16 protein-coding genes are annotated in these 20,384 nt (G+C 63.0%); 11 read left to right on the top strand and 5 right to left on the bottom strand.

The window, feature by feature from the left end; translation table 11 throughout:
• The 9 genes from NGR_RS09155 to NGR_RS09115 all read left to right on the top strand — a co-directional run bounded on the left by NGR_RS09155 (window position 1) and on the right by NGR_RS09115 (window position 11,747).
• Window positions 1-1,332: an O-antigen ligase family protein gene (locus NGR_RS09155; RefSeq protein ID WP_015887977.1), complete on the top strand. Its 1,332-nt coding sequence runs from the start codon at window positions 1-3 to the stop codon at window positions 1,330-1,332.
• Window positions 1,325-2,080 (top strand): polysaccharide deacetylase family protein, encoded by a 756-nt coding sequence (locus tag NGR_RS09150; protein ID WP_015887976.1) that lies wholly within the window; start codon window positions 1,325-1,327, stop codon window positions 2,078-2,080. The genes NGR_RS09155 and NGR_RS09150 overlap by 8 nt, the downstream gene beginning before the upstream one ends.
• A 9-nt stretch (window positions 2,081-2,089) precedes the next feature.
• Window positions 2,090-3,334, top strand: coding sequence for a glycosyltransferase family 4 protein (locus tag NGR_RS09145; RefSeq protein ID WP_015887975.1), 1,245 nt, complete (start codon window positions 2,090-2,092; stop codon window positions 3,332-3,334).
• A 114-nt stretch (window positions 3,335-3,448) separates the two neighbouring features.
• Window positions 3,449-4,786: a glycosyltransferase family 4 protein gene (locus tag NGR_RS09140; RefSeq protein ID WP_015887974.1), complete on the top strand. Its 1,338-nt coding sequence runs from the start codon at window positions 3,449-3,451 to the stop codon at window positions 4,784-4,786.
• Window positions 4,787-4,833: 47 nt separating this feature from the next.
• Window positions 4,834-5,229, top strand: a complete 396-nt coding sequence (locus NGR_RS09135; protein WP_164923973.1) for a VanZ family protein — start codon at window positions 4,834-4,836, stop codon at window positions 5,227-5,229.
• A 61-nt stretch (window positions 5,230-5,290) separates the two neighbouring features.
• Window positions 5,291-6,289: a glycosyltransferase family 2 protein gene (locus NGR_RS09130; protein ID WP_015887972.1), complete on the top strand. Its 999-nt coding sequence runs from the start codon at window positions 5,291-5,293 to the stop codon at window positions 6,287-6,289.
• Window positions 6,290-6,291: 2 nt separating this feature from the next.
• Window positions 6,292-8,463, top strand: a complete 2,172-nt coding sequence (locus NGR_RS09125; RefSeq protein WP_015887971.1) for a hypothetical protein — start codon at window positions 6,292-6,294, stop codon at window positions 8,461-8,463.
• 170 nt (window positions 8,464-8,633) lie between these two features.
• A complete protein-coding gene (locus NGR_RS09120; RefSeq protein WP_015887970.1) occupies window positions 8,634-9,656 on the top strand; it encodes a capsular polysaccharide biosynthesis protein in 1,023 nt (340 codons plus the stop codon).
• A gap of 279 nt (window positions 9,657-9,935) precedes the next feature.
• Window positions 9,936-11,747 carry a methyl-accepting chemotaxis protein gene (locus tag NGR_RS09115; protein WP_015887969.1) on the top strand — a complete coding sequence of 604 codons (1,812 nt, stop codon included), beginning with the start codon at window positions 9,936-9,938 and terminating at the stop codon, window positions 11,745-11,747.
• A 480-nt stretch (window positions 11,748-12,227) separates the two neighbouring features.
• Here the strand turns inward: NGR_RS09115 and NGR_RS09110 are convergent, their stop codons facing one another.
• From NGR_RS09110 to NGR_RS09095, 4 genes are all read right to left on the bottom strand, one after another.
• Window positions 12,228-12,797 (bottom strand): TadE/TadG family type IV pilus assembly protein, encoded by a 570-nt coding sequence (locus NGR_RS09110; protein ID WP_015887968.1) that lies wholly within the window; start codon window positions 12,795-12,797, stop codon window positions 12,228-12,230.
• Between the two features lie 10 nt (window positions 12,798-12,807).
• Window positions 12,808-13,338, bottom strand: a complete 531-nt coding sequence (locus NGR_RS09105) for a TadE/TadG family type IV pilus assembly protein (RefSeq protein ID WP_015887967.1) — start codon at window positions 13,336-13,338, stop codon at window positions 12,808-12,810.
• Complete coding sequence (locus NGR_RS09100) at window positions 13,335-14,690, bottom strand: TadE/TadG family type IV pilus assembly protein (protein WP_015887966.1); 1,356 nt, start codon at window positions 14,688-14,690, stop codon at window positions 13,335-13,337. The genes NGR_RS09105 and NGR_RS09100 overlap by 4 nt, the downstream gene beginning before the upstream one ends.
• A gap of 195 nt (window positions 14,691-14,885) precedes the next feature.
• A complete protein-coding gene (locus NGR_RS09095) occupies window positions 14,886-15,911 on the bottom strand; it encodes a helix-turn-helix transcriptional regulator (protein WP_015887965.1) in 1,026 nt (341 codons plus the stop codon).
• A 156-nt stretch (window positions 15,912-16,067) separates the two neighbouring features.
• Here NGR_RS09095 and NGR_RS09090 point away from each other — a divergent pair, with 156 nt between their 5' ends.
• Entirely contained in the window at window positions 16,068-16,490 is a 423-nt protein-coding gene (locus NGR_RS09090; RefSeq protein ID WP_015887964.1) for a hypothetical protein, read from the top strand.
• A gap of 112 nt (window positions 16,491-16,602) precedes the next feature.
• Window positions 16,603-17,049 carry a helix-turn-helix domain-containing protein gene (locus tag NGR_RS09085; RefSeq protein ID WP_015887963.1) on the top strand — a complete coding sequence of 149 codons (447 nt, stop codon included), beginning with the start codon at window positions 16,603-16,605 and terminating at the stop codon, window positions 17,047-17,049.
• 153 nt (window positions 17,050-17,202) lie between these two features.
• On the opposite strand, the gene NGR_RS09080 is transcribed toward NGR_RS09085, so the two are convergent.
• Complete coding sequence (locus NGR_RS09080) at window positions 17,203-20,355, bottom strand: efflux RND transporter permease subunit (RefSeq protein ID WP_015887962.1); 3,153 nt, start codon at window positions 20,353-20,355, stop codon at window positions 17,203-17,205.
• Between the last annotated feature and the right edge of the window lie 29 nt (window positions 20,356-20,384).

Here is a 20,384-nt window from a genome sequence, read left to right as displayed (position 1 = left end):
ATGACCAGCGCCGCCTATCGGGAGACAAGTGCGCCGGACGCTGTGAGGGCGCGCGTCGGCGCCTTCCTCTTCATGGCGATGTTTCTCTTTCTGTGGGTGTCGATCACGCCCTATGTCGATCTGACGGGAGAGGCGATCCTCGATCCTTCCGCCGGCAACTCCAACCGCCTGAACCAGATCCTGGCGCTGCTGCTGTCCGCCGGGATACTCGGCTATGGGCTGCTCCATCCGATGCGGGATATCATCCTGCAGCCACGCCTGCTTCTGGCCATTCTCTGCTTTTGGTTTCTCCTCGTCTCGCTGATCTCCGCTCATCCGATGCTCGGCATCAAGGGCATCGTTCTCTCGACGATGATGACGGTCAATGCCAGCATCTATCTGCTGCTCCCCGCTTCGGAGCGCCACTTCGCCAAGATGCTCGGGATCGGCACCCTGATCATGCTGGCATTCGCCTATTACGGCATTCTCTTCAAGCCGACGCTCGCCATCCATCAGGCGTCCGAACTGCGCGAGCCGATGAATGCCGGCCTTTGGCGCGGCCATTTTCCGCACAAGAACAGCGCGGCCTCGGCGATGGTGCTCGCCGCCTTCTTCGGCCTTTTCGTCGCGAGCGCCTGGTCGCGCATGGCCGGGCTGACAATCTTCGTGCTGTCGTTCCTGTTCCTCGTCAACACCGGCGGGAAGACCTCGACGGCGATGCTGCCGGCCATCCTGGTCCTCGGCTGGCTGTTCGAAAAGATGCGGCCGCTGCGTGCCCTGATCGTCATCGGCGGTGTCGGCCTGTTCAACCTGTTCGCCGTCGGCTCGGCGGTTTTCCGGCCGCTTGGAGAATTCATCAGCGGCCTTGGCATCGATGCGACATTCACCAATCGCTCCGACATCTGGCGGTTCGCTTTCTCGGCACTCGCCGAGCGACCGTTGACGGGTTACGGTTTTCGGGCGTTCTGGCAGACGGAGGAACTGGTCTACAGCGGCGGCTCGGTGGAGACCTGGGCGGTGGCTGCTGCGAACGGCCACAATTCCTATCTCGACATTGCATTGACCACCGGGTTCCCGGGACTGCTGCTGACGCTCATCTGGGTCGTCCTGCTGCCGCTTCGCGATATTTCGCGCCTCGCGTCCGACCGTGAGAACGCGCCCCTGACGCGGCTTTACGTCCGCATCTGGCTTTACACGATCTTCCACGCCGGTCTCGAAACCCTCTTCTTCGAAGGCGGAAGCTTTGTCTGGTTCACTTTCGTCTTTGCCCTCTACGGACTGCACCTGCAATCGAGCGCCGTGGTGGCGCAAGGTGCCGTCCCGGAAAACAGGAAGCGTGTCGCTCATGCGTGACGTGGAAGTAAAGATCGGCGCGTTTGTCGACCGGCTGGCCAACCGGGCAATCTGGCGGCTCGCCCGGGCGCGGCGCTCCCTGAAAACGGAGCTCCCGCTGGTCTCCTTCACCTTCGACGACGTGCCGGACAGCGCGCTTCACGAAGGGGCGGCAACACTCGAGCGATACGACGTTCGCGGAACCTTCTACATCGCCGGTGGTCTCGCCGGACAAGTGGAGAAGGACCGGACCCTGATCACGCCGGAAGGATGCGCGGAACTGCTGGCGCGCGGCCACGAGATCGGCTGCCACACCTTCGCGCACCACCGGGTGCGTAGCGCCGGTGGTCTCGCCGCCGATCTCGACCGAAATGCCGAGTATCTGGAGAGCGTCGGCGTCGCCCGGCCGGCGCGCAACTTCGCCTTCCCTTACAACGCCGCCTGGCCCCTGGCGCGCCCCGAACTGCGCCGGCGGTATCGATCCTGCCGCGCCGGCGGCGAGGCCATCAACCGTGGACCCGTGGATCCGCTGATGCTCAGGGCCGTCGAGATCCGCCAGCCCGAGCAGCATGCCCAAACCCTGACCCGATGGATCGACGACGTCGTCGCCGAGCCCGGCTGGCTGATCTTCTTCACGCATGACGTCGCGCCGCGGCCAACGCCCTATGGCTGCACGCCGGAAACCTTCGACAACCTCGTGCGCTATGCCGTTGAAAAGGGCTGCCGCGTGCTTCCGGTCGATGAGGCCCTCGACCGGCTCGATTGGTAGGAGGCCGAAATGCCGGTGCTCGAGAAAGCCGGGAAGCGCCTGCTGGCGATCAACAACTACTTCTATCGCCGCGGCGGAGCGGAGGTGGTCTTCTTCGACCACATGAGCATGTTCGCCGAAATCGGCTGGGACGTGGTGCCCTTCGCCATGCGGCACGACAGCAATGAACCTACGCCTTGGTCCGACTATTTCGTCTCCGAGATCGAATATGGCCGGCAGACGGGCCTGTTTCGCAAGGCGGTGCAGGCGGCAAGCGTCATCTATTCGCTCGAGGCCCAACGCAACGTCGGTCGGCTGATCGAGCACAGGCGCCCGGCGATCGCGCATGCCCACAACGTCTACCACCATCTGTCGCCGGCGATTTTCTCCACCCTGAAATCCGCCGGCATTCCGGTGGTCATGACGGTTCATGATCTCAAGCTCGCCTGCCCGTCCTACAAGATGCTGCGCGACGGCAAGGTCTGCGAAGACTGTCGCGGCGGGAAGATCTACAACGTGCTTCGCCATCGCTGCGTCAAGGACTCCGTGCCCCTGAGCGCCGTGGTGCTTGCCGAAACCATGCTGCATCGGCTGCTCGGCCTCTACCGCGACAAGGTGGATCGGCTCGTCGTGCCGAGCCGCTTCTACCTGGAAAAGCTCGCCGAATGGGGTTGGCCGCGCGAGAAGATGGTCCACGTGCCTAATTTCGTCGATGTCTCCACCTTTCGCACCGATTGGCAGGAGGGCGACTATTTTGTCTTCGCCGGCCGCCTGGCGCCCGAAAAAGGCCTGGCGACCCTGATCAGAGCGATCGCCCTTTCGGGAGAGCGGCTGATTGTTGCCGGGACCGGCCCCGAAGAGGCGAGCCTTCGTCGATTGGCGGGCGAACTCGGCGCAGACGTGACTTTTGCCGGTTATCTTTCCGGGGACAAGCTGCATCGCGTCATCGGCGAATCCCGCGCCCTCGTGCTTCCTTCGGAATGGTACGAGAATGCGCCGATCAGCCTTCTCGAGACCTATGCGCTGCAGCGGCCGGTCATCGGCGCGGCGATCGGTGGCATTCCGGAAATGGTGAGGGAAGGTGAAACCGGGTTGCTGGCGTCCTCCGGGAAGCCGGAAGATCTGGCAAGGGCGCTGCGCGCAATGGCGGCGCTTTCGCCGGCAGCGCGCCGCCGCATGGGGGCCGAGGGGCGTTCGTGGATCTCCAGCGAATTTTCCGCCGCGGCCTATCGGGCGAGGACCCTCGACCTCTACGCGTCGCTCGGCGTCGCCTGATCCGACGTTCGGTTTTTGGCCAGCCGCTTAAAAGTTTAGCGATCTTCTTACGCCGGGCGAAAGTGTTCCGCTCGTAAAAGCTGTCCAAAGGGAAACTTCCGGGGCAGGACAACCATGAGCAGTCAGACCGCAGTCTCGCGAGACGGTCCGCAGCAGCCGAGAGGTTCGGTGGCGTCGGTGCGCAACGCTCGTGGCGGCGTCGAGCGGTTTCCCGAAAAGCTGCTCCCGGTCCATGTGCAGGACGGTGCGACCGCCGCGCTGCTCGAAGGGTCTTCCTTCGGCCTCGGCGGCGTGGCATTGTCGGCGGAGGAACGCGACGGGTTTCACCCGTCCCTTGCTGCGCGTCCGCGTGTGATGATGCTGGGACTGCGCGGCATACCGGACGTGCAGGGCGGCGTGGAGAAACATGTCGAGATGCTCTCCGCCAGACTGGTCGCCCTCGGCTGGAGCGTCGATGTCATCGGGCGACGGCGCTATCTCGCAAAATCCTCCTCCTACTCCTGGGGCGAGGTTCGCGTCTTCCCGCTCTGGGCGCCGCGATTGATGGCGCTCGAAGCCATTGCCCACACCTTCGTCGGCGTCTGTTTCGCCGCGCTGCGCCGGCCGGACGTCCTGCATATTCATGCTATCGGCCCCGCCTTGCTGGTTCCCCTGGCGCGGCTCCTGGGCATGAGGGTGGTGGTCACGCATCACGGCTATGATTACGACCGGCAGAAGTGGGGCACCTTCGCCAAGCGCATGCTGAAACTCGGAGAGCGCCTGGGCATGCGGCTTGCGCATGGGCGCATCGCCATTTCGAAGGACATCGTGGAGACGATGGATGAGCGTTACACCGTGCCGGTGTCCCTCATCCCGAACGGCGTTGCCATTATGCCGTGGCGCGCCGGAACCGGCATACTCGACGAGTTCGGCCTGACGAGCCGCGGCTATATTCTGCTTGCTGCGCGACTCGTTCCCGAGAAGCGCCAGACCGATCTCATCCGGGCTTTCGCGAGCCTCGGCGATACCGGCGTCAAACTCGTCCTGGCGGGGAGCGCCGAGTTCGAAACGCCCTTTGCGAATGAGGTGAGGGCGATGGCCGAAGCCGTGCCCGGCGTCGTTCTGACGGGCTTTCAGTCGGGCGACAGGCTGGCGGAACTCTTTGCCAATGCGGCGCTCTTCGTCCTGCCCTCCAGTCATGAAGGGATGCCGATCGCCCTCCTGGAGGCCATGGCCCACGGCTTGCCGGTCCTCGCCAGCGACATCGTTGCCAATCGCGAGCTCGGCTTGCCCGCCGATGACTATTTCCCGCTCGGCGATATCGACGCCCTTGCCGACGCGATTGCCAGGAAGATCGAAAATCCCCCGAGTGACGACGAGGTCCGTTCGCAGATCGCTCATGTGGAATCGACCCACAGCTGGGCGGGCGTCGCACAGAGAACCCTTGCGGTCTATCGAGCGCTCGCCAGATGAGCACGCCGCAATGCGGCGGGGTGGCCGAAGATATGAGGCAGCGGATCATGGATTTGCGGCGCGCGGCCAAGGCGCTCGCATGGCTCCTGTTGGCGCTGATCGCCTACTCGACGCTGTCGCCGATCGGCATGCGTCCGCATGTCGGCACGTGGGTTCACGTCGAGCGGTTTGGCGCATACGGGCTTATGGGCTTGCTCTTCGCGACGGCCTTTCCGCGGCGCATAACGCTTGTTCTCGCCATGGTGCTGGGAGCGGCGGTCGGGCTCGAATTGCTGCAGATGCTGTCGGCGGATCGCCACGCGCGCCTGGAGGACCTTGCCGTCAAAATGGCCGGGGCGACATGCGGGGTCGGTGCCGTCTGGTTTAGCGGCCGCTGGTGGCGTTTGCGGGGCCGGCAAAGTAAACCAAAATTCAAGCCATCGCGGGTAGAAAGTTCAGCTTAGTGCATTCTGGCGGCATGGGCGCGGCGAGCGGAAGCACGGCGTAACCTTCCTGGGGGCCTCCTTGGCGATATCCGTTATTATCAAGACCTTGAATGAAGAGAAGCGTATTGCCGCGACAATCGAAAGCGCCTTGGCGGCGCTTCGGGGCATCGGCGGCGAAGTCATTGTCGCCGACAGCGGATCGTCGGACGCCACGGTCGAGATCGCCGCTCAATATCCGGTCGTCATAGCGCAGATCGCGCCGCCGGCGCGGCCGAGCTGTGGGATCGGGCCGCAACTCGGCTTTCAATATTCGCGTCACGAGCATGTCTGCCTCATTGATGGCGACATGCTGCTGGATGCCGGCTTTCTCGACGAAGCCGTCCGCTTTCTCGCCGACAATCCGGGCATCGCCGGCGTGACCGGTCACGTCGAGGAGATGCATGTCGCCAATCTGGAATTTGCGCGACGCGTCAACCGCAATGCTCCGGAAAACCGTATCGGGCCGATCGACCGCATGAATGGTGGCGGCCTCTACAGGCGCAGCGCCATCGAGGATGTCGGCTACCTCTCGGATCGCAATTTGCACGGCTATGAGGAGTTCGATCTCGGCATCCGGCTGAGAAGCGCCGGCTGGGGTCTTCACCGCCTCGATCGGCGGTTCGTCCAGCACTTCGGCCACACGGTCAATTCCTACCGGCTGCTCGTCCGTCGCTGGAAGAGCAAATATCTCTATGGCATCGGCGAGCTCCTGCGCGCTTCGCTCGGCAAGCCCTATTTCCTCCAGCTCCTGCGCGAACTGCCGGAACTCAGGCTCTGGGGGCTCGTGCATCTCTGGTGGCTGGTCTGCCTGTGCCTGATCGTCTTCCTGCCTGACAAGCTTGTCGCGATCGGCGCCGTCCTGGCCATGGTCGCAGCTGTCGTTGCGCTGGCGAGCATCAAGAAGCGCAGCCTCGGCATGGGGATCTACACGGTCGTCGCCTGGTTCTTCCATGCGGCGGCGCTGCCCGTCGGAATGCTCGGAAGCCGCAGGCAGCCCGGCGAACCGATCGAGAGCCGTATCCTCGGAAATCCGGCGTGACGATGCGTCCACGGCTTGCGGCTGCGGCGATCTTCCTCGCCGGATTTGTGCCGTGGGCCGGCGCCTCGGACCAATGGGTGGCTGTCCGTGACGTCTCGCTCGAGTTCCAATCGGGAAGTCCACTGGATTTCTCGGCCTTTCTCCCCAACGGCGCGATCGACGCGGATCACCGCCTGATTACGGGGGAGGGCGGGCATCTGGCCCACGCGAAATCGCCGGACAAGCCGCTCAGGATGCTCTGCGCCTCGCTCGCCTGGAGCCCCGCTTCGGGCGGCTTTCCCGATCATGAAGGCGCGGAGCGTTACGCGCGCCAGCTGGCCCTGCACGGCTACAACATCGCCCGGCTGCATTTCGCCGATGCGAGCCTGATGTCCGGGCGGCAGAAGGATTTCGACTTCAATCCCTACACTCTCGACCGCATCCACTACCTGCTCGCGGCGCTGAAGCGCAACGGCATCTACTGGATCATCGACGGGCTTTCGTCGCCGCGCGGCGCCTATGGCGGATATGACGACCGCTGGGACGCCAACGGCGATCTCAAGCTGCGCCTGCATCTGGACGAAGAGGCTTTCGCCCATTGGCGGACGCTGCAGGAGAAATTCCTGGGGCGGGTCAATCCCTATACGGGCGTCGCCCCGATCCGTGACGACGCCTTGGCGCTGGTGATCCTCGCCAACGAAAACGGCATCGAGTTCGACAGTGTCGTGCACGAGCGCCCGGGCGAACCCGCCTATGACCAGGCGCTCGCTGGTCCATTCAACGCCTGGCTCGCGAAGCGCTACGCCTCGAGCGACCGTCTCGCGCAGACCTGGGGCGAGCTTGGCGACGACGAACGGCTGGAAACGGGCACGGTCAGGCTTCCGGCCGATCGCTACGGCGACAGCGCCCGCATGCGTGATCTGCAGGCATTCTTCAGCGAGGCCGAGGGGGTATCGGCCGCCCGGATGAGCAAGGTGCTGCGCGATCTCGGCTATCGGGGCCTGATCAGCACTTACAACAACTGGCCGACCGTCCAGACGGCGCTCGCCAGGCGCGATCTCGAAGCGGTCACCATGAACACCTATCATGACTGGGTCGGCGGCTACGCGCCGGGCAGCGCCCTCTCGCAGGTGAGCTCCATCGCCGACGGTGCCAACTACATGCGGAGGATTGCCGCCGCGCGCTGGCTCGGAAAACCCTTCATCGTCAGCGAGCATGATCACCTGTTCTGGAACCGGTACCGTTACGAGGCGGGGCTCGTCATGCCGGCCTATGCGTCGCTGCAGGGCTGGGACGTGCTATGCCGGCACGGGCACGGACCGATCGTGCTGGCCTATGGCGAACGCTATCCGCACAAGAAGGCGATGCTTCCCTATGCGATCGCGCTGGATCCGGTGGCGCGGGCCGGCGAAACGCTGGCGGCCCTGCTTTACCGGCGCGGCGACGTGGCAGCCTCCGGCATCAGCATTCCCTTTGCCGTACGCGGCGAAGAGGACCTTGGCGAGGACATGCAGGCGCGCGAGCCGGAGCGCCTCACCGAACTCGCCTTGATCGCCGGCATAGGCCTCGTTCCCGCGGATCGTTTCGAAGACGCGGTCGGCGTCGCGCAGCCGCGTACGCAGGGCGCAGGGGAAGTGCTGTCTGCTCTTCGCGATAGCGGCTCGCTTCCTCATGACAATCAGACCGACACGGAACGCGGCATCTACGAGAGCGACACCGGGCAGATACGGCTCGATCGCCGCGCCGGGCAGTTGCGGGTCTCGACGCCGGCCACCGAGGCGGCGGCCTTCTCCTCGCTTCGCGAGCCGATCGATCTCGGCGTTCTCCGCATCGAGCAGGCGGATGGAAACGGGCTCGTCGCCCTGTCCGCAATCAATCGCCAGCCCTCGCTCGCGCAGAGCCGCCGGATGCTGCTGATCTTCGCAACCGATGCCCGGAACAGTGGCATGGTCTTCCGCGACAGCGAGGAAAAGATCATCGAGGATTTCGGTTCCCTGCCGGTACTGCTTCGCAAGGGCCATGTCGATCTGGCGCTTTCGCGCGGGGCCGCCAGGTGGACGATATCGCCGGTCGGCCTCGACGGCACCGTCTATCCGCCGGTGCGCAGCGGCGCAGGTCCGATCGCCTTTCGCCTCTCGAACGATACGCCCTATGGTCCGACGACCTATTTCCTGCTGGAACTCGAGGACGGCTGAGTTTATCCCCGTCGCTGGCCCGCGGGGGACGCACTCCACAGAATGGTTCAATTTAACCAGGAAAGGCTCTAACGATTGCATTTCCCGGCCCAAACTGATTTTGGTCGCCATCGATGCGGCGGTCGAACGATGCGCATCGGCCGTCAAGCCGCATGGAGTGTCGCGAAACGATGGATAGCTTGCCCGAAATCGACGGCAAGACCTGGTGGCCAAGGCAAGGCAGCCGCCTCGGCGCGACTTTCTTCGTGCGCCAGGCCTTTCCGTGGCTTGGACGCTATTTCGGCGGCCGGCCGCTCGCCTCGACCCTGTCGCCGGGGATCGACGGCGTCGTTTCCTGGGGCGGGCGTATCCCGGCAAAGACTGCGATGGCGGTCGCCCGCGCCCGGCGGCTACCGCACTGGCACCTTGAGGACGGTTTCCTGCGTTCGGTTGGGCTCGGCAAGGATGGAGCCGCGCCCGTCTCGATCATCGCCGACGATCTGGCATTGCCGGTCGACGGGGGCAGGGCGTCGCGGCTCGAGCTGTTGATCGCCGAGGCGGCCGGCGGCGGACATGACGCGTTCGGCCGGCGCATCCGCGAGCGAATGGTTGAACACAAGCTCTCCAAATACAACAACCTGCCGCATCGCCAACCGTCGATCGAGCCGAGCAGCCGGCGGCGCATCCTGCTCGTGGATCAGGTTTTCGGCGATGTTTCGGTGGCGTGCGCGCTCGGCAGCCGCCGTTCGTTCGATCGCATGCTGGACGACGCGCTGGCGAGCGGAGCGCAATGCGTCGTGCGGACGCATCCGGATGTGATGGCGGGCTATCGCAAGGGTTACATGACGGAACGCGCCGCCAGGACTCCCGGCGTCATCCTGCTTGCCGACAAAGTGTCTGTCGCCTCGATCCTCGACGTCGTCGACGAGGTCTGGACCGTTTCCAGCCAGGTCGGCTTCGATGCGCTGTTGAGGGGAATACCGGTGCGCTGCTACGCGGCGCCCTTCTACGGCGGTTGGGGGCTGACGGAGGATCGGGTGAGCACCGGAGCAGAATTCGCATTGGCGCGCCGTGCCGTTGCAACGCCGACGACCGACCAACTCGCCGCTGCAGCGCTCGGTCTCTATCCGAGCTACCGCAACCCGGCGGACGGGGAGCGGATGGATGTCTTCGCGGCGATCGATTTCCTGGTCGATGCCCTGAACGGAGCCTGATCGCACCGCACTCGGCCCGTCCCGCACTCTCGGGAAGATTGCGAAATGCTCCGCGATATCCACTTCACGCAGTTTTGTATCGATTTAATCCGCTGCTGCCGCGCTCTTAACCATTTTGCAATCATGGACTGCAACTAAATAGTGTGGCGCAGGCAGGATTCCTCCTGCACATGACACCTGTTTCATACGTGCCGACGCCCGATATCACGGCTTGCGGACAGTAGATTTTTGCATTTTTGCGAGGGTTCCCTGCGGGGGCAGTATATTCGGGGGGAATATATGAAACTCAACATTGCACGCGGCATGATTGTGTTTGGCGGAATCATTGCGGTCGGCCTGTTGGTCTCGATCGGCATCAAGACATACGCTTTCGACAAATTGCGGGTGAATGGTCCGGTCTATACGCAGATCGTCTACGGCAAGGATCTCGTCGCCGACATCCTGCCGCCGCCCTTGTACACGGTCGAATCCTACATGCTGGCAATGGAGGCGATCTCCAGCCCGGAACTCGTTGCCAGGAACCAGGAAAAGATTGCCGCGCTGAAACGCGCCTATGAGGAGCGGCGGTCCTATTGGAAGCTTTCAGCCGCGCCCGATACATTGATGAAGAAGCTGGAGGACGAGGTGCTCGCCCGGGCCGACGTCTTTTGGCAGGTGTTGGAAAAACAGTTTCTTCCTGCGCTGCAGGCGAACGACCTTGCCGGCGCCGGCCAGGCGCTGAACGCCTTGAAGGGCAGCTTCCATCATCACGAGATTGCCGTGAACGAACTGGTGCAGATGGCCGTCGCCTTCCAGGCGGGCGAAGAGGCCGCCGCGGCCTTGGATACGGACCGCCTGTCCATTGCGGCCACGACAAGCTCGGTGATCTCGGTTGCCCTGCTCGCCGCCGGTCTCTGGTATTTCCGCCGCCGTGCCGTTCAGCCGTTGGCGACGATGTCGTCCTATATGGAGACGCTGGCGGCGGGCGATTATAGCCGAACCGTCCCCTTCTCCGATCGTGCGGACGAGATTGGCGCGGTGGCAAAATCCGTCGCCGTTTTCCGCGAGGCGGCCATGGAGCGTCGCACCATGCGTGAGCGCGCCGAGGAAGAACGTCGCCGGCGCGAAGAGCAGGAGACAGTTCTCCGCGAGCAGCGGGCAGCCGAGGAAAAGGAACGGCGAAAGGTCATCGATCACCTCAGCGCCGGACTGGGGCGCCTGTCGATCGGCGATCTCGGGGCGCAGATCGACGTCGGCTTTGCTCCCGAGTTCGAGCGGCTGCGTACCGAGTTCAACGACAGCGTCCAGCGGCTTGCCGAAGCAATATCAGGCGTGCTCGACGCAACCGGCCGGCTGCGTTCCGGCTCGTCGGAGATCGCCGGTGCCACCGACGATCTGGCAAGGCGCACCGAGCACCAGGCGGCGTCCCTGGAGCAGACGGCCACGGCCTGCGATGAGATCACTGCGACGGTGCGCAGCTCGCTGGCGCGTGCCCGCGAAGCAAGCCTGGTGATGCGGACTGCCAAGGACGGAGCGGAACGCTCTGCTGCTGTCGTCCGCGATGCAGTGGCGGCGATGGAGCGGATAGCCGGCTCTTCGACACGCATCCGGCAGATCCTCAATGTCATCGACGAGATCGCGTTCCAGACCAACCTGCTGGCCTTGAATGCAGGGGTCGAGGCGGCCCGCGCCGGCGAAGCCGGCAAGGGCTTTGCGGTCGTCGCGCAGGAGGTTCGCGAACTTGCCGGCCGTTCGGCCGCTGCCGCCAAGGAAATCAAGCAACTCATCGAAACCTCGGCGCGCGAGGTCGCAGACGGAGTCGAATTGGTCAACCAGACCGGGTCGGCGCTGACCGGTATTGAAGGACATATGCTGCAAGTCAGCGGCCTGATCGGCGCCATCGTCACCGCGGCCGACGAGCAATCCTGCGCACTCGACGGCATCAATGCCGCTTTGCAGCAGATGGACCAGGTCACCCAGCAGAACGCAGCCATGGTCGAGGAGACGAATGCCGCCTGCCGCGCGCTCAGCGAAGAGGTGCTCGATCTCGACAGGATTGCCGAGCGGTTTCAGGTGAAGGCGAATGCGGGGCGTGCGCGCCGCGCGGCATGAGTGTGTCAGCGGCTCAATTTGCCAGCGGCCGGAAGGCGGCGGCACGTGCCAGCGGCAAGCCAAGCCGCTGGCACGATACCCAGGGCATCATGCCCAAGGCTGCCCTGCACCCACAAAAAGGAGTGTAAGCGGACGGGGCGGCGCTAGGCTACAGTTCGAAGATTAAATCCATATCCGCATTGCGCAGAGGGTATACGGTTAACGCATAATTGCGTCAATGTCTGGGGCGGGTGTGAAACAGATAGTAAAACATCAACAAGAGGATGTAATGTTTCCTTTTATGTATTAAATCGTGCAATTCGGCCCGCGACCGGCAACGATGCGGCGCAAACGTGGGTTGCTGATGTCCGTATTGTGGCGCACGGATATCACCTAATTACGCAAGTCTTCTCCCGCGTCGTTTCGAATGACTTGTTGGCAAGGCAAATTCCCCAACGAGTCCAATCCGCTACGAAGTGACACGCGCGGTTTGCATGAGGCTTAACTGTAGGTGATCGTGTTGCCGTTCCGGGGCCGGATGAAGAAGTGTTGGTCATATTCGTAAGCGCCGTCGTCGGTGAAACTTTCGAACAGGCTGGAGAAGATCGTATCCAGTTTGTACTGGACACGCGTCACCACCAGTTGCACGTCCTCGGTCCGCAATTCCTCGGGCACCTCGACGGGTGAGTCCTGTCCTGCCGAAAGGGCGGTCGTGCCATAGGCGGCAGACCAGTTCACGGTCGCCTTGCCCTTGCTGTCGACGTCGATGACACAAAGAAGGATCGTGAGGTCGTCGGTTTCATAGGGCTGCACGATGGTGCTGACCCCGTCGAGGATCGACTCGACGCTCGCTTCGGTCCAGGTGCTTTGCATGGCAATGATCTCGCTGCTCGTCGAAGCGATCTGATTGATCTTTCTCCGCACCGTCAGGCCCTGGCCGAGATCGACCAGTCCGGCGAGCAGCAGCAGCATGATCGGGAACAGGAAAGCGAATTCGATCGCGGAAGCGCCGTCGCGGCTTCGCAGGCACTGCCGCGACAGGGCGACTATTCTCTTGGCGATCGGGGTCATGCGGAGATCCTCAGAACGGTTCGTTGCGCAGCAGGACGGAGGCGCCCATCAGGTAGCTGCCGTCCGCGAGCGTCGAGCTCGAAAGCGAGTAGAGGCTGACGATCGGCTTCCAGGGGAGGAAGGCCTGGACCATCACGTAGTCGCTGCCCTTGCCGATTTCGAAGCCCTCGGTGATCGAGACGGCGCCGCTGCTGTTGAGCGCCTTCATCGCGCCGGAAGAGGAAGAGTCGGTGATCGTATCGACTGCCACGAGAAGCTTGTCGCCGCAGTCGAGCACATAGAGCAGGTTGCCGCAGACCTCCGTCTTGAAGCCGGTGATGGTCATATTGCCTTTCGACGCCTGGCCGGTCCTGATCAGCCGGGCGGCCTTGTGAACCGCCGCATCGAGCGCCGAGTCGATGAAGAACATCGCCGCACATTCGAGAATGCCGAAGATGATCGTGAACAACGGTAGCGCGAGAAGCGCGAATTCGATGGCGGCGACGCCCGACCTGTCGCGAAGCAGCCGGCGCAGAAGCGTGGATCCCTTGCGTTTCCTCATTGGGTGAGCCGCACCGAGGTCAGATATTGATTGAAGAGGGTGGAGAGCCCGGCGGTGATCTCGTCTTCGGAGGCGGCGGAGATGAAGAGGTCGGAGGAAGAGGCGCAGTCCTGCAGCGCGATCGGGATATAGTCGTGCCTGGTGGTGCTGCTGCTCACGCCGCTATGCAGCGTGCCGCCCCAGGTCGAGGTCCAATCGCTATTTCCCATCGATTTGGCAAGCGTCGCGTTGTAGCCCCAGTCAGCGGGGATCGCGAGATATTCCGTGTAGAGAACGGCCATTGTTGCGTCGTTGTCTTTAAGGTAGTCGCACCAGTCCGGGTTCAACGGCGTCACTCGGCCCCAGTATTTTCCACTCCACTTGATGACCCAGTCGCGATTCGACTGGACGCCATCAGTAAGCAGGAGAACGAGTTTGAGCGGTGAAGCGGCCGACGTGCCATCTCCGGCTGTCCCGACCTTTTTCTTCAACGCCTTCAGCGCGGTCTGGAAATAGGTGGCACTCATGGAGGTCGCGCTGGTTAGTCCACTGCTATCGTCAGAAAGTTTTTTCCGAGCTGTGCTGGTGGAATAGGTCGGCTCGAGGACTTCGGAAATGGTTTCGCCGAGACTGTAGAGACCGACCTTGATCCTCGCATGGTCCTCATCCGCCGCGTCGACCATGTCGAGTACCTCTTCGACAGCATCGAGTGCGACGTCTGTTCGGAGCTTTACACCGAGGCTCTTAATATAGTTGTAGTAGGTCGATGCGATGACGGTGCCGTTCTTCTTCACTGGATCCTTCGTGTCGTGGCAGGCGAACTCGCAGGTGATATTCGCGTCAGCGCGCAGCATCGCCTGGTCTTCACTCGTTGCCGCGAGCAGCATCGACGGCGACTTGTCGATGACGATGTAGACTTCGAGGTAGGACGTCGCCGGCCCCTCGATGGCGCTGATGACGCCGACCGGAACGGTCTTGATATCGGCCAGTGTCATGAGTGTCGTCGGTACCGTTCCGCTTGCGCTGGCGGTGATCGTGTGGCCGCTCTTGTCAACGGTGATTTCCGTCAAGTCATAGGTGGCGCTTTGCTTCTCCGACTGGGCGTCGAACCAATCCTTGATCTTTTCGGCGATCTCGTCCTCGTCGTACTCGTCGATCTCCTTGATGGCCGCCACCAGCGCGGCGTCGAGATCCGATTGCATCCTGCTCTGGACGTTGTAGGCGCGCGTATAGTCTAGGCCGGCGCCGACGGCGAGGATCATCGGAATGATACAGATGGCGACCGTTAGGGCGACATTGCCGCCCCGGTCGCTGACCATTGTTGCCATTCGGCCGGCGATCAGCTGACGGAAAAAGCCGAAATTAAGATGCATGTTTCAGTGACCAGCTCTGTTACTTTGCGTGCTGATCGTGCTTGGGAAATATTATTCGGATGTAAATTAGCGCGGTGCTTGGCTAGCCGATTGACGCGGGGCTATCCGGATAGCGCAAGAAACGACTCTTGAGGTGCGAGACCGTTCCGCCGGCAGCGCGGGTTCGCCGCTTGCTGCCCGAACAACGCGCAGTTTCTAGCGGTTCGCGTCGGGGGAGCTTGACGGCGCAATGCCGATGCCGCGCCGGCTATGAAGCTTGAGGGTCTCGGACGGCGTCTGGCCGAAGGCGTCGTGGTACACCGCGGAAAACCGGCCCATATGGGTGAAGCCCCAGGCGCGCGCCACCTGCGCGATCGACAGCGTATTGGCATCGTCGCAAAGGGTCTTGCGGACACCCTCCAGCCGCATCTGGCGCAGATAGTTCAAGGGCGTCGTATCCTTGAACTGCTGGAAGGCCGTCTGCAGGGCCCGCACGCTCGTGCCTGCCTCCCGGGCGATATCGGCGACGCTCATGGGTTCGGCGATATTGGCAACCATATATTCGATCGCGCGTTTCAGGTTTCGTGGCATGGCAGGGGACATGGGCTTGTGCAGTCGCGCGCTGTAGTTGTGGGGAAGCGTTTCGAGGATCATGACCATCGCAGCCTGGAAAAGATGCGTGGTCGCCGTCGTCGAGACACGGTTTCCGCCCGGTCCGTCGAAACAATCCCAGAGCAAACTTCCAAGAGCGGCGAGCCGCGAGCCGATGGCGGAGTCCGTTTCGACTGTCGCACAAAGGCCGATATCTCCGAGGACCGGGGCGTCCAGGAGTTGACTGAGCTGGCCGACCATCGCCGATTTGTCGAAGGCGATGCCGATATGGCCGCGATTCTCGTGGATGGTCAGCCTTTCGAAGTGCGCCATATTGCCGACCATCGCCGTTCCCGGGGTCGACAGGAGGCGCTTGCGGCCGACATCGATCTCCATGACGCTCGAATGCGGCAGGTAGAGCACGAAGGCATCGGAGGGCTGCGAGAATGTGACTTTCATGCCCGAGTGGCACATGCCGGCCCAGATGCTGAAAGGTCCGGCAGAATAGTGCCGATCCTCGACCGAGATCCGCTGCCCCCCACCCAGTGGCTCAACCTTGGCGGGCGACAACGTCCTTGCATAATGCTCCGACATTTCGTCGGCATCTGCCTTGAGGATGCGGAACACTGGATGATGAGGAACGTACCTCATTCAAGTTCCGTAATAACGCCGACGCTGTCGAGGGCAGCGCCCCGGCGGACATTTTTGCGTATCAGGATCACGTCACCTCCCTTTCAAGGGCGCTTGCCGCGTCTTCAATTGTCGTACAATTAAGCCCTATATTAGCTTTCTCGCAAAGGGATATGTGTGCCCGAATATCCAAAAAGCGAAAATCGAAGCCGGATTTCGCAGGAATTGCCGAGCGCGTCGCCCCTTGGGAAAGCTTCGCGCCGCTACATCCAACGGGACAGCGTGTGTGGGCCGAACCGCCAGCGGCATGCAGTCGGCAAGGTCAAGATCGACCGCAGCGTCCAAGCGATGAAGGCGAGGCGACGCTACGACGGGCGCTGCAGGCGGCGCGGCAGACCGATTGATTTGGGCTGGCCAACCGGGGAGCCGCAGGTTCATGCCTATCCGATGAGCATCAATGGCGACCCCGCGACCGTTCCCGCCGACGAAAAGCGTCGTCTTCAGGATAAGCCATGCGCTATGCGGATACTGAAGAGCTTGTTTCCATATGTCTTTTGTAAGCGGTCCGACATATTCAAGGAAGCCGTGAATTTAAGTTGAAAACTACTCTCGCCGCCGCTGGCCTCTACTGAGCGTGGTGTCGAGCGAGGCAAACCATGGCGCTTTCGTTCATTGAACGCAGGACGCTGCAAAAAGATGGGAACAAGGACGAATGCTGGTCAGACCGAACAAGAAAGAACCGCGTGCAATCGACATCCATGTGGGCAACCGCATCCGCTTGCGCCGATTGGCCCTGGATTGGAGTCAAACAAAGCTCGGCGAGGCGCTCGACGTCAGTTTCCAGCAGGTGCAGAAATACGAAAAGGGCCTGAACCGCGTTGGCGCCAGCCGCCTCCAGCGCGCCGCCGAGGTCCTGAGCGTGTCGGTCTCCTATTTCTTCGAAGGCGGCCCCGAGACCTCGAACGGCGGCGAGCAGAGTGCCGCGGTGACGTCCAGCGACGAGATGCTGCAGTTCCTTGCGACCGAGGAGGGTGTGGCTCTCAACCGGGCCTTCGCCCGGCTCAGCGATCCGCAGGTCCGGCGGAAGATCGTGGCGCTCGTCAAGGCCCTGGCACCTTCGGAAGCCGCACTGACCGCAGCGATGGCCTTCGAAGAATAAAGCCACCGGCTGCGCACAAAGGACACTGCAGCACTTGGATTTGCTGCATGCTTCATCCTTAAACCGGCTGCGATTTAAGCAATCATGAAGTAGCTTGGCTTAACGGCCTTGCCGCCGCGACGCGCCGCGCGGCGGCGCCGCTTGCCGTCCGGATCATTCGGCGGCAATCGGTGTGGGTTGGGCGGCGCGGGCCTCAGGCGCCTGCCTGTGCGGCTCGGCGGTTTCGCCCTCCGTTTCGCGCCCCTTGGGCTCTTTGCCGAAGAACAGCGCGTAGCCGGCCGGCAGCACCAGGATCGTCAGCACCGTCGCAACAAGAATGCCGCCCATCATCGCATAGGCCAGCGGTCCCCAGAACACGCCGCGCGAGATCGGGATCAGCGCGAGCACGGCGGTCAGCGCCGTGAGCACGATCGGCCGGAAGCGCCGCACCGCCGCACCGATGATAGCCTCGGAGCGCTCCATGCCGGCCGCAATATCCTGGTCGATCTGATCGACGAGGATGATCGAATTGCGGATGATGATGCCGAGCAGTGCGATGACGCCGAGGATGGCGACGAAGCCGAAGGGGGCGCCGCTGATCAGCAAGGCCGCGGCCGCACCGATGATGCCGAGCGGCCCCGTTGCGAGCACCAGCATCGACTTGCCGAAGTGCTGGAGTTGCGCCATCAGCAGGATGACAATGACGACCAGCATGACCGGCGCCTTGGCGGCGATAGAGGCCTGGCTCTCGGCACTGTCCTCCGCGCCGCCCTGGATCTCGACCTTGTAGCTCGGGGCAAGACCGTCCCGCAGGCCCTGCAGCTCGTTGTAGATCTGCAGGGTCACGTCGTTCGGCTGGATGCCGTCGGGCAGTGTTGCGCGCACGGTGATGGTCGGCAGGCGATCGCGCCGCCATTCGATGCCTTGCTCCAGGACCGGAACCACTTTGGCCACCTGGGACACCGGCACGAAGCTGCCGAAGTCGGTCGGCACATAGACGGAGTTGACCGCCGAAAGCAGCTGGCGGTTGCCGTCCGGCTCGCGGGCCACGATCGAGACGGTCTCTTCGCCGTCGCGGAAATCGTCGAGCGGCACGCCGGACATCGCCGCCTGCAGCATCTGGCGGATGCGCTGCGAGGTGACGCCCAGCGCCCGGGCGCGATCCTGGTCGATCACCAGCTTCATCGCCGGCACCGGCTCCAGCCAGTCGTCATGGACCGCGCCGAGCAGCGGATTCTCCTGAAATTTCGCCTTCACCTGATCGGCGATGCCGCGTACCTCCTGGCGATCGGGCCCCATGACCCGGATCTGCACGGGCCAGCCGGTCGGCGGACCGAGGAAGAGGCGATCGACCTTGGCGCGGATCGAGGGGAAGTCTTCGGCGAGGATCGTGCGCAGCTTGGCGATCAGCCTTTCACGGGCCGGCTCGTCCTTCGCCATGACGAGGAGTTGCGCGAAGTTGGGATTGCGGAGCTGCTGGTCGAGCGGCAGGAAAAAGCGCGGTATGCCTTCGCCGATATAGGTGGCGATGAAGCGCTTGTCCTCGTCATCGATCATGCGCGCCTCGAGCGCCTTGGCCTGCTTTTCGACTTCCTTGATGCTGGTGCCCTCCGGCAGCCAGAGGTCGACGAGGATTTCCGGCCGCGAGGACTGCGGGAAGAAGTTCTTCGGAATGAACTGGAAGGCCCAGAGGCTCGTCATGAAGGTTGCCAGCGTCAGGACGAGCACGATGACGCGATGGCGCACGGCCCAGCCGACGGTCGACCGGAGGCGCCGGTAGAAGCGGGTGTCGAACGCGTCGTGATGGCTACCCGCATGGTGGCGCTGCTTCAGGATCATGTAACCGAACCAAGGCGTGAAATACACTGCCACGAACCACGACACGACGAGAGCGATGCCAACGACGTAGAAGAGCGAGCGGACATATTCGCCCGCAGTCGATTCCGCGAAGCCGACGGGGATGAAGCCGGCCGTGGTGATCAGCGTGCCCGTCAGCATCGGAAAGGCCGTGGAGGAGTAGGCAAAGCTCGCCGCTTCGATTTTCACCAACCCTTCCTCGAGCTTCCGCTCCATCATTTCCACGACGATCATCGCGTCGTCGACGAGCAGGCCGAGCGCGATGATCAGCGCCCCGAGCGAAATGCGCTGCAGGTCGATGCCGAGCTCGTACATGATCGCGAAGGTGGCGGCGAGCACCAGCGGGATGGCGATGGCGATCACCAGGCCCGAGCGCCAGCCGATCGACAGGAACGAGACGATGAGCACGATGATCAGCGCCTCGACGAGCGCGTGGCTGAATTCGCTGATCGCCTCGGTCACGACTTCCGGCTGGTTGGAGATCTGTTCGACCGATACGCCGTAGGGAAGGGCCGACTCGAAGCGCTCATAGGTTGCCTCCACCGCCTTGCCGACGTCAGTAACCTTGTGTCCCTTGGCCATGACCACGCCGATCTGCACGCTGTCGTGGCCGTTGAAGCGGAATTTGCGCGAATAGGGATCTTCGAGGCCCGAGGTGACGGTGGCGATGTCACCAAGCCGGATCGTCTCGTTGCCGGCGCGCAGCCTCAGCTCGCGGATGTCCTCGGCACGCCTGACGTCACCGTCGACGGAGATGCGAACCGAGCGGACGCCCGTCTCGACAGTGCCGGCGGGATCGACCGTATTCTGTCCGGCGACGGCGTTGCGCAGGTCATTGAGCGTCAGTCCGCGGGCGGCGAGCAGCTTGGAAGAAACGTCGATATAGATCTTCCGCGGCTGATCGCCGAGGATGACGACCTTCTCGACGCCGGGCGTCGTCAAGAGCATGTCGCGGCCTTCGGTCGCGAAGCGCTTCAATTCGGGGTAGCTATAGCCGTTGCCGCTGATCGCGTGGAGCGTGATGAACGTATCGCCGAATTCGTCGTTGAAGTACGGGCCGAGGACGCCGTCAGGCAGTTCGTTGGCAATGTCCCCCACCTTCTTGCGAACCTGGTAGAAGGCATCGGCAACATCGTCGGCGTTCGTGTCGCCCTCGATCTGCACGGTGATGACGGCGCTGCCGGCGCGGGTGTAGGAGCGCACGAAATCGAGATGCGGCGTTTCCTGCAGCTTGCGCTCGATCTTGTTGACGACCTGGTCCTGCATCTCTTCGATCGAGGCGCCCGGCCAGACAGCCTGCACGACCATGGTGCGGAAGGTGAATTCCGGATCTTCGCGCTGCCCCATGCGAACGAGACCAAGCGCGCCGGTGATGATGATCAGTCCGAACAGGAACCGCGCGATGCTCGGATGACCGATCGCCCAGCGCGACAGATTGAACGGCTTCTTGTCCCCGGTGGAGGCGTGCATCGGCTTATTTCCGTTCTGCTTGATTGGCT

The organism is Sinorhizobium fredii NGR234 (assembly GCF_000018545.1).
Classification (GTDB): domain Bacteria; phylum Pseudomonadota; class Alphaproteobacteria; order Rhizobiales; family Rhizobiaceae; genus Sinorhizobium; species Sinorhizobium fredii_A.
The sequence above is the reverse complement of the archived record's forward strand: the minus strand, read 5'-3'. Positions and strand labels throughout refer to the sequence as shown.